Source organism: Eubacterium sp. BL-380-WT-2B (genome assembly GCF_009696115.1).
Classification (GTDB): domain Bacteria; phylum Bacillota; class Clostridia; order Eubacteriales; family Eubacteriaceae; genus Eubacterium; species Eubacterium callanderi.
In genome coordinates, this window is sequence record NZ_VUMP01000004.1 from 105872 (window position 1) to 115522 (window position 9651).

Sequence of the window (9651 nt, forward strand, 5' to 3'; positions counted from 1 at the left end):
AAAGGTAGAGTTCAGTGAATCGAAGAGAAGAATTTTGGGTGAAATGCTGGAGGGACGCAGCGGAAAAATCTCTGTACCGGGAAACCTTTCCAGAGGAACGTAAATGCTGGGATGCCACGGCAGATTATTATGATGCGGGTATGGGCAGCAGCAACGAACGGGTAGATGTCCTGCTCGGGTATTTAAAACGACAGGGCTTTTGGAATGGATCGAAAAAACAAATACTGGATATAGGCAGTGGGACAGGCGCTTTCGCGCTGCCCCTCGCGGCGTGTGGCGCGGCGGTAACAGCCCTGGACTGCTCGCCGGAGATGAACCGCATTGTCCGTCAGAAAGCTCGGGAAAAGGACCTTAATGTGAAGGTACAGACTGGCGACTTTAACCGGCTGCCGTTTGAAACGCGGGCCTATGATCTGGTAATCGGAAGCATGAATCCGGGCCTTTACCATCCAGAACCCTTTTTAAGAATGCTGAGCCTCAGCAGGGATCTGGTGGTATATGTGGGTATTTGCGATACGCCCGTTAAAAAGAAAGACAACGGGAGCTGTAAATCCTTAGACGAAATCCTGCTTGGTCACACCATGACTCACAGCGGCAGCAACCACGTGCAGTACCCCTGTCAGCTTTTAAAAGCGATGGGCTACAGACCCGTTGTGCTGCCAGTACAGTGCCAGTGGCGCTGCGAGGAGGAGGAAGCTCTGGCAGTAGGCCGCCTCATCCGCCATTATGAGACCGTGGAAACAGGGATCATTGTTAAAAACTGGCGTGAGGCGATCCGCGCTTATGTAAAAGACGCTTTACAGGATGGACGTTTTATCAACGAGGGGAAAACCGTTATGGGCGTTTTAGTCTGCTCGCTGAAATCAGAAGAAACAGCGATGGAGATGACTGTATGAGAAAAGTGCTTTATTATCTTCTCCGCGCCCTTGCATTAATCCTGGTCGCAATCAGCCTGAACTTTTTATTAGTCCATCTGATGCCCGGAGACCCGCTGCTGCACATATTGGGAGAGGAAGAGTATTTTACACTCTATTACAATTACCCGGAGATTCTGGATAAAGTGAGAGCTCAGTACGCTCTGGACGGCTCTCTTTTTGAGCAGTATATCCGCTTCCTTTGGAATACCGTCACCTTTCAATTTGGAAAATCCTATATCAGCGGCCAGAATGTGGTTCAGGTGGTGCTGTTCCGGCTCCGCTGGACCCTGGTTCTGTCGGTTACCGCTATTATTCTGTCCGCCTTTGTGGGCGGTGCCTTAGGCATTTTTGCAGGGTACCATAAAGGCGGACGGGCAGATTCGGCGCTGACATTTGTTTTTCTGCTGTTCGAGACAATACCCGCCAACTGCCTGGCACTCATCGTTCTGGTGATCTTTGCCTTTAACCTCCACTGGTTTCCCGTTGGGGGCATGGCCTCGGGCGGATTGACAGGGTGGGCGAAATTTGCGGATACGCTCTACCATATGGTGCTTCCGGTCAGCGTGTTAGCCCTGTTTAAAACCTCGACCAATTTTCTGATGATGAAAAGCTTTGTCTCGCAGATTCGGGATGAAGAGTACATTCTCACCGCTGAGGCCAAGGGGCTGCCCCGGCACAAGGTGCTGTTCAGGCATGTGCTGCGCAACGTGGCCGTCCCCTATGTGACACTGCTGTGTATGCAGTTTGGCTATATGCTCGCAGGCTCAATGCTGATCGAGGTTGTTTTTTCATGGAAAGGCCTGGGAACCCTTATTTACGACGGTGTTATCCAGCATGACTATCCAACCGTTCAGCTGTGCTTTCTGCTCATTGCGGTCTGTGTCATCTTTTTTCAGTTCATTGCGGACATTCTCGCGTGGAAATTTGATCCGAGAATAAAGGACGGTGCGGTCATTCATGAAGCTTAAAAAACAGAACTTGAAAGAAGTGCACCTTTGTGTCTGGATCGGGATGGCGATTCTGGTTTTCTTTGTCTTTGTGGCTGTTTTTGCAGAACAGCTTATGCCATATGGGATGGAAGCCCTCACAGCGCCCTTTCAGAGGCCGTCCCCGGAGCACCTGCTTGGAACAAATGATATTGGGCAGGATATTTTCAGCGAGCTCATTCTCGGTACCCGGACAACCCTGCTGACAGGAATCACCGCGGCGGCGTGTATCATTATTATCGGCACAGGCATCGGTCTGGCAGGCGGTTATTTTGGCGGCCGGCTGGATCAGGCCCTGCAGTCCCTGACAGCCGTAGGGATGACCATCCCGCAGCTGCCCTTCGCCATCGTATTTGTAGCGTTTATGGAGCCGAGCATGTGGAACATTGTAATCGCGATCTGCGTGACCGCGTGGCCGACCACAGCCCGCCTCGTCCGGGCAAAGGTGCTGGAAGTCCGTCAGCTCCCCTTTGTCCGGGCCGAGGAGATGATGGGACAGAAATCCAGCGTTATTATGCTGCGTCACATTTTACCCAATATGAGCGACATTGTCCTGATGCGGGCAACTCTGGCAGTAGCGACCTCAATGGTAACCGAGGCGAGCCTGAGCTTTTTGGGGCTCGGCGTCTATGACCAGAAAAGCTGGGGCTCCATTTTATACTACGCCTTCCATAAAAACGGTGTCGTGGCGGGCTACACCTGGTGGTACGTGCCGCCAATCATCTGCATCAGCCTCTGCATCTTTGCCTTTGTGCTGATCGGCTATTATGGGCTGGGAACCAAGAGCCTGGGAAAAAGTGAGGAGTATCAGGTGATACAATGATTGAGATCAAAAATTTGACCATACAATTTAACAGACAGCCGCCAGTGGTGGAGGATATGAGCCTTACCGTGCCAGAGGGAGGACGCACCATTATTCTGGGCGAATCCGGCAGCGGCAAAAGTGTGACGCTCGCGGCTATATTAGGCATTTTGCCGAGTGACGCCGCAGTGCGGGGAAGCATAAAAATCGGCGGGACCGAGGTGCTGGGCCTCAGAGAGCGTGAGCTGCGCAAAATAAGAGGAAAGGTCATCGGGTATATTCCGCAGGGAAGCGGAAACGGGATGAACCCGCTGATGACCGTCGGGGAGCAGGTGTCCGAACCCCTCGTTGAACACAGCGGCCTCAAAAAAGACGAAGCCCTTCAAAAGGCAAAAGCGTGGATGGAAAGGCTGGGCCTGACGCCAGCCGATAAACTGGCAAGGGCATACCCTCATACCCTGAGCGGCGGCATGCGCCAACGCGCCCTCATGGCAATGGGCGCAGCCGGAGGCGCCAGAATCCTTTTGGCAGATGAGCCCACAAAGGGCCTGGATGAAAAAAGGATCGCAGAGGTGGAAAAGCTTTTGCTGTCAATGGATGACCGCACATTGCTGTGCGTCAGCCATGACATTCGTTTTGCCAGCAGAATCGCCGATACCGTCTGTGTCATGTATGGCGGAAAAACCGTTGAGGTGGCCCCCGCCAAAGCGTTTTTTAAAAAACCAAAGCATCCCTACAGTAAAATGCTGCTGGAAGCGCTGCCGGAAAACGGATTAAACTGCCCGGGCGGGTATGCGCCTTCCATTGACAAACGCTTCGCCTGCGCCTTTGCGAACCGTTGTCCACAGGCCAGCGGAAAATGCTTTAAAACACCGGAGATGGTCAGAGTAGAACAGCATAATGTGAGGTGTCATCTCTATGGGGCTTAAAATTGACCACGTATCACACCGCTATCCCCAGCAGGAGGATTTTGTCCTGAAGGATGTTTCAATCACACTGGAAGACAGCCAGATTGTGGGTCTTTTAGGAACAAGTGGAAGCGGAAAATCAACACTGGGACAGATCGCCGCCGGTCTGCTCCGACCAGCACAGGGAAAAGTGCTCTATAATGATGAGCCCTTTCAGGCCCTGCCCGCCAGGGAAAAAAGGCGGAAGCGTATCCAGATGATCTTCCAGCACCCAGAGGTGTCCTTTAATCCCAGACTTTCACTGGATAAAAGTATGGAAGAAGTTTATAAGCTCTGCGGCAAAGCGTATAACACAGAAGCGCGGCGTGAAATGGCCGGGCAATTTGGTATTTATCCAGAGCAGCTGAAGCGGGTGCCGGCACAGCTTTCAGGAGGTGAGCTCCAGCGCCTTGCCATTGCAAGGGCGCTTTTGCCAGAGCCCGACATCCTCATACTGGATGAGCCCACGTCCATGCTGGATGTGATCTCGCAGGCGCAGGTCATGCGGATGCTGCTCGCGCTGCAGAAAAAAAGAAAGCTGTCCTATCTTTTTATTACCCATGACGTAGCCCTCTGCCGTTATGTGTCAGATAAGATATATACCATTGAAGAGGGCGTCATTGTTAAAGACCAACAGCTCAATCCGGCTGTTGTTTAAAATAACCATTTACAAAGGAGTAAAAAGAAATGAAAATTAAAAGAGTGATTGCGGCCTGTTTAGCGGCCGTGATGGTGGTGCTGCCCCTTTCGGGCTGTGGAAATTCCAGCGGGGAGCAGCAGGGAAACGGATCAGGGCATGTAGAGGTGCTGCGCATCGGGACAACCTACAAAAACGATGGCTACAGCGCCATGAACAGCGAGAGTGCCTATGGCCGTCTCAACTACCATTCCTTTTCGCAGCTGAATTTGTGGCGTTTTGATGAGGAAGGAAAGCTGACCGGAGACGGCTGCTTTTTCAAAAAATGGGAGATCAGCGATGATAACAGGCAGGTTACCCTCCATTTCGACCCGCTGGGCAGCCTGAAATGGCATGACGGCGAGCCCGTGACCATTGAAGATGTGCTGTTCACCTTCGACTACTACAAACAGCAGAACATGACCTGGTTCTTAAAGATCACTTCTGTCGACCAGATTGACGATACCAGTATCCGTCTGAATTTTGACGAGGACGAAGCCTTTGCGTTTATGAATGAGGCAACCCTGTCTTACTACATTTTACCAAAACATATCTGGGAAAACGTCACAGAGTCCAAAAAGTATACAGAGCCCAACGCCGCAGTCGGCTGCGGACCCTATAAATTCGTTTCAGCCGACGCGGATGCCCAGACCTCCTATTATGAAGCAGTGAGCGATTACCCGCTGGGAGAGATCACCGTGGATAAAGTTGAGCTGAAGAGCTTTGATAACCAGTCCTCCCTGATCATGGCAATGCAGTCCGGGGAGATCGACGTCATGTACGGCTACTCCTCCTCACTGGACACCACGTTGCTGCCAACCATCGAAAGCGACCCCAATATCGACCCGGGAGAAAGCCTGAATTCCGCCACCTATCAGATCGTTTTCGGGTTCAATCAATACCCGACAAATGACCTTAATTTCAGAAAGGCCGTGCGTTATGCCCTGGATTATGAACTTCTTGCGCAGTCCATTGGCGGCGGCCACGGCCAGATCGCCAATGAAGGCGCTGTATCTCCGGCATGCCTGGGCTATGACAGCAGCCTCCCGGAAAACAAACGGGATCTCAAAAAAGCGGCCGAGCTGCTGGACCAGGCAGGATTTGTAGATAAAGATGGCGACGGCATGCGCGAGCTTCCGGACGGCAGTCCCATGAACGTAAAAATCGCCCTCCAGGGATCAACCGAAATCTATAAGCGTATCGCAGAGATGATCCAGACCAACCTGGCAGAAGCAGGAATACGGGTATCCGTTGACGAGCAGACCATTTCAAACCCCGACTATACCAAACAGCTGAGAACCAACAGCGCGTATGAGATCTATCTGGGCATGACCACCGTCGGCATTGCCAGCTGGACAGGCATTGCCAGCTACATTGCCGATATTACCATGACCAGCAACCAGCATTTTGGAACCTACGCCGACCCGGCCTATCTGGACGCCTACTCAGGAATGATGAAATCCAAAAACTACGACGAGTACAGCGCAGCCTTCAAGGATATCCAGAAAATGAACGCTCAGGAAGCCCCAGGTATTGCCCTGGCCATCATGAAAACCTACTTCCCTTACCGCACCGATAAGATCACCGGCTGGGTAAACTACCCATCACGCGGTGTGATCAACGGCGAGACCTGGTACAAGGCCGTCGCAAAATAATACGCGAAGCCTGAATTTATAAAAGCTGCACTGCGCCACAAGAGCCGATGCAGCTTTTATTTTGCTCAGGCATTTCCAGCTTGAGATTGGAGCTTTCTTAAGAGATTCTGCAGACTTATAAAGAAAATTTGACAAAGCATATTTATTCAGGTATACTAAGAGTGTATTTAAGAGAGTATCAATTGATTTCACATATTTTTGCAAGTCGTTTTTGTCTACTTAAGTTCAATGTAAGCTTGGTGACAAGAGGGTTTGCAAAAATATGTGTTTTTTTATTCTACGATTGCAAATATAATATAATATCTTAGGAGGTACCAATTAATGAATAATGGTACAGTAAAATGGTTTAACAGTGACAAAGGTTTTGGTTTTATTTCAAGAGAAGAAGGCGATGACGTATTCGTTCATTTTTCCTCAATCATGGGCGGCGGCTTCAAGACTTTAAATGAAGGCGACAAGGTAAGCTTTGATATCGAACAGGGCGCCCGCGGCCTTCAGGCTTCAAACGTATCTGTTATCTAAATAAAACGCTGTAAAAAGCTTTAAGCCGGATTTAAAATCCGGCTTATTTTTTTGTTGGCGGTTCTTCCAATATCCAGGCACTGGCCTGTTCCGATTTCAAGTGAATGGTGTAGCCAAGCTCCCTGGCCGCGAGGACAATTTCGTCCGGTAAACAACAGTTGGAAAAATAAAGCGTTAACTGTCCTTTGGGATTAAAGGTTTTGTGTAAGGTTTGTTCAATGATGTAATCTTTAATAGCTGCTAATCGTTTCATGTACAGGCCTCCTTGTTTTTTTTATAAATATATCCAAAAGAAATTTTTTTTAACTGCTATAAGATGGTTTAAAATTACCTTAAAAGGGTATAAATATTCTTGTCAGCATATACAAATCTCCTATAATTTGTATGGTAACCTCTTTTCATTTAGCTCAGTCTCCCTGCGGGACCCCCATAAAGCCACTCTCCAGAGTGGCTTTATGTTTAAATGCTTTTGTATTGGATATAAATAGTTCTGAACAACATACCTCAAATTTAATTTACATCTCCCCCAAATTTTACTCTCCCTTTTAGCAGCCTCCGGTCAAGAGCCGGAGGCTTTTTTTATTTCAGGCATAAAAAAAGACCAGCCAGCGCTGGACATCAATAAAAATCTAACAGGTTTGTCTCAGATGGCTGCGGTCTACTAAAAAAGATAGGGGTAGTACCGTGCTCTGAGAAAAACGTTAGACTTCTAATTACTTTTTAATTATACCACATCTGCGTCTGTTATGCAAAAATCCTTAAGACATGCCTAAAAGAGACTAAAAAGAAGAGCGTATGTTTAAACTCCCCGCCCAGGGGTATAAATAGTTCTGAACACACATACCTCTTACTTAGATTAAGCGAAATACCTAATCTCCCCCAATACTTTTCCTTTCAAGCACCCCCGGTTTTTAAGCCGGGGGTTTTTTGTGTTTGAAAATCAAACAGATTATAATAATCCGGGTGTACAATAGAAGCTGAGAAAAGCAGAATAAAGGAGTTTTACAGTGAAGACAGACATCACTTTAGAGACCTGGCTCGGGGAGCAGGAGGCCGACGTTAAGGGCAGCAGCCTTAAAACCTATAAGAGCTATGAGCGGGTCCATATACGCCCTTTTTTGGGTCATTTATATCTGGCCGAAATTACAGCTAAAAAGCAGAGAGCCTTTAAAAAGCAGCTGTGTGAAAGCCTCGCAGATAAAACCGTGCGGGATATTTTATCCTATCTGCGCACCCTCCTCAAAAGGGCGAAGCAGAAAGGCTACACGGTGTGTATCAAAACCCCGAAAACAGCGGTGGAATGGCGTGAAAAGGAGGTTCCGGATTTTCAGGAGCACAAGGCTCTGAGCGAAAAACTGAGGTACAGCCAGAAGCCAGTGGATATGGGCATTCTGCTGGCCATGTCCACTGGCCTGCGGCTGGGGGAGGTGCTGGGCCTGAGGGTAAAGGATGTTGATCTCAGGGCCAGCGTGCTGCATGTGCGGGCCAACCGCCAGCGTATCTACGATCCCAAAACAAACACCTATCCGGTGAGGGAGCAGACCCCCAAAACGCAGAAAAGCTGCCGCAGCATCCCCCTGCATCCCGCGCTCAAAAACGCGCTGGCGCACTATCTGAAAAATATGGGAAACCCCGATAAAGAAAAGCCCCTGATCGCCAACCGGCAGGGCAGGGCCTACGACGCCCGCACCCTCCAGCGCCGGTTTCAGGCCGTGAAAAAAGAGCTGGGGCTGCGGCCCGGCGTCACCTTCCACAGCCTGCGCCACAGCTTTGCCACCCGAGCCCTGGAGCTGGGCGCCAGTATCCATACCTTGTCCGAACTGCTGGGCCACAGCAGCGTGGCCTTTACCCTGAACACCTATGGACACAGCGTGACCGAGCAGAAGCGGCTGGAAATGGAAAAAATAGCCAAATGCTTTTAAATAGAATAAATATGACGTTAAGTTAGGAACTTAACGTAAAAAGTAAAAGTAAAACTATTATCAAGGGTAGCATATTAAAATAAAAATAACAAGTATAAACAAAATAACTTTACAAACAACTTGGAATTTTATATTTACTGCGCATTTTAGAAAATTGCAATAGGCTTTTTAGACAGTTGTGACGTTAAGTTCCTAACTTAACGGTAAGAGCAAAATAATGAACCATTAAAAGGAGAGTATGGATGAGAACATTATTACTGTTAAAAAGGATATTGTCTGTAGGCTTGGTTCCGCGCGCCCAAAAACAGGAACATCGCTGTTTTTGACGGAGAGGACAGGAGCACAGAACCATGAAAAACGCAGTAAATTTGACAAGAGATATTATTTGTCTGCACTATGACAGAAAACTGGATGAAATTATTAAGTACATGGATGAAAACGTTGTTTGGATTGGCCCCCTGGGCAGCCAGTACGTGCAGGGCGCCGAAAACGTGCGGGAAATCCTGAGCATTGAGCAGGAAATCCCCTTTGTGGTCACCAACGCCCATTACAGCCTGCTCTACGAGGACGGGCAGACCGCCGCCGTCTACGGGCATTACACTGCCTCCAACACCGGCGTCAGCCACTACCTTTTTACCCAGGAGCAGCGGTGCACTTTTATCTACCGCAAGACCCCCGCCGGTTTAAGGGTCATCTTTATGCACGTGTCCAACCCGGCCGATAACCTGTTGGGGAAAAATGAGGATTTCCCCTTTGCCGTAGGCAAAAAAGCCTACGAGCTGGTTAACCAGAAGATAAAAGAAAACCGGAAAAGGTCCCAGCGCATCAGGTTTAAAGACGTTGCCAACGGCGACTATTACGTGAACCTGAACGGCGTGCTTTACATCGAGGCCCAACACCGCAAATGCCAGGTAAAATGCCTGAAGCGCAGCTTTGAGATCAAGGAGATGATCAGCGATGTCGAAAAAGAGCTGCCGGAAAACTTTCTGCGCATCCACCGCAGCTATATCGTCAATATGGACTACGTGATTGACTGCCACCGCTACCAGGTAAATATGGTAAAAGACGTGCAGCTGCCCATTCCGGTTAAACGCTATGCCGAGGTGTTTGACCAGCTGACCGCCTACTATTCCAGACAGATATCCGAAAGATAGCAAAACCAAAGGCCGCCTGAAAAGGCGGCCTTTGGTTTTATCGTACTGCTGAATGGTCATTCGATACCGA

10 protein-coding genes are annotated in these 9651 nt (G+C 49.2%); 9 read left to right on the top strand and 1 reads right to left on the bottom strand.

The annotated features are described in order from the left end of the window. Positions 1–14: 14 nt before the first annotated feature. The 7 genes from FYJ53_RS08805 (at position 15) to FYJ53_RS08835 (ending at position 6505) form a co-directional block, all read left to right on the top strand. Positions 15–896, top strand: a complete 882-nt coding sequence (locus FYJ53_RS08805) for a class I SAM-dependent methyltransferase (RefSeq protein ID WP_148427900.1) — start codon at positions 15–17, stop codon at positions 894–896. Next, complete coding sequence (locus FYJ53_RS08810) at positions 893–1885, top strand: ABC transporter permease (RefSeq protein WP_090410605.1); 993 nt, start codon at positions 893–895, stop codon at positions 1883–1885. The genes FYJ53_RS08805 and FYJ53_RS08810 overlap by 4 nt, the downstream gene beginning before the upstream one ends. Beyond that, the gene (locus FYJ53_RS08815; RefSeq protein ID WP_148427898.1) at positions 1875–2726 is read left to right on the top strand and encodes an ABC transporter permease; all 852 of its coding nucleotides are present in this window, start codon (positions 1875–1877) and stop codon (positions 2724–2726) included. Before FYJ53_RS08810 ends, FYJ53_RS08815 begins: the two co-directional genes overlap by 11 nt. Further along, complete coding sequence (locus tag FYJ53_RS08820; protein ID WP_148427896.1) at positions 2723–3634, top strand: ABC transporter ATP-binding protein; 912 nt, start codon at positions 2723–2725, stop codon at positions 3632–3634. Before FYJ53_RS08815 ends, FYJ53_RS08820 begins: the two co-directional genes overlap by 4 nt. Then, positions 3624–4310, top strand: a complete 687-nt coding sequence (locus tag FYJ53_RS08825) for an ABC transporter ATP-binding protein (protein WP_013382508.1) — start codon at positions 3624–3626, stop codon at positions 4308–4310. The genes FYJ53_RS08820 and FYJ53_RS08825 overlap by 11 nt, the downstream gene beginning before the upstream one ends. Positions 4311–4339: 29 nt before the next feature. Further along, positions 4340–5983, top strand: a complete 1644-nt coding sequence (locus FYJ53_RS08830) for an ABC transporter substrate-binding protein (RefSeq protein ID WP_090410608.1) — start codon at positions 4340–4342, stop codon at positions 5981–5983. A 321-nt stretch (positions 5984–6304) separates the two neighbouring features. Beyond that, entirely contained in the window at positions 6305–6505 is a 201-nt protein-coding gene (locus FYJ53_RS08835) for a cold-shock protein (RefSeq protein WP_013382506.1), read from the top strand. Positions 6506–6548: 43 nt separating this feature from the next. Here FYJ53_RS08835 and FYJ53_RS08840 read toward each other — a convergent pair whose 3' ends face one another. After that, positions 6549–6758: a hypothetical protein gene (locus FYJ53_RS08840; RefSeq protein ID WP_013382505.1), complete on the bottom strand. Its 210-nt coding sequence runs from the start codon at positions 6756–6758 to the stop codon at positions 6549–6551. A 754-nt stretch (positions 6759–7512) separates the two neighbouring features. On the opposite strand from FYJ53_RS08840, the gene FYJ53_RS21820 reads away from it, so the two are divergent. Both FYJ53_RS21820 and FYJ53_RS08850 read left to right on the top strand, forming a co-directional pair. After that, positions 7513–8427, top strand: coding sequence for a site-specific integrase (locus FYJ53_RS21820; protein ID WP_148427894.1), 915 nt, complete (start codon positions 7513–7515; stop codon positions 8425–8427). A 350-nt stretch (positions 8428–8777) separates the two neighbouring features. Next, positions 8778–9581: a LytTR family transcriptional regulator gene (locus FYJ53_RS08850; protein ID WP_148427891.1), complete on the top strand. Its 804-nt coding sequence runs from the start codon at positions 8778–8780 to the stop codon at positions 9579–9581. Positions 9582–9651 lie beyond the last annotated feature (70 nt).

Bases quoted from the DNA above. Each gene is read 5' to 3' on its own strand.
- FYJ53_RS08810 (WP_090410605.1), top strand. From the start codon at position 893: ATGAGAAAAGTGCTTTATTATCTTCTCCGCGCCCTTGCATTAATCCTG.
- FYJ53_RS08815 (WP_148427898.1), top strand. From the start codon at position 1,875: ATGAAGCTTAAAAAACAGAACTTGAAAGAAGTGCACCTTTGTGTCTGG.
- FYJ53_RS08820 (WP_148427896.1), top strand. From the start codon at position 2,723: ATGATTGAGATCAAAAATTTGACCATACAATTTAACAGACAGCCGCCA.
- FYJ53_RS08825 (WP_013382508.1), top strand. From the start codon at position 3,624: ATGGGGCTTAAAATTGACCACGTATCACACCGCTATCCCCAGCAGGAG.
- FYJ53_RS08830 (WP_090410608.1), top strand. From the start codon at position 4,340: ATGAAAATTAAAAGAGTGATTGCGGCCTGTTTAGCGGCCGTGATGGTG.
- FYJ53_RS08835 (WP_013382506.1), top strand. From the start codon at position 6,305: ATGAATAATGGTACAGTAAAATGGTTTAACAGTGACAAAGGTTTTGGT.
- FYJ53_RS08840 (WP_013382505.1), bottom strand. From the start codon at position 6,758: ATGAAACGATTAGCAGCTATTAAAGATTACATCATTGAACAAACCTTA.
- FYJ53_RS08850 (WP_148427891.1), top strand. From the start codon at position 8,778: ATGAAAAACGCAGTAAATTTGACAAGAGATATTATTTGTCTGCACTAT.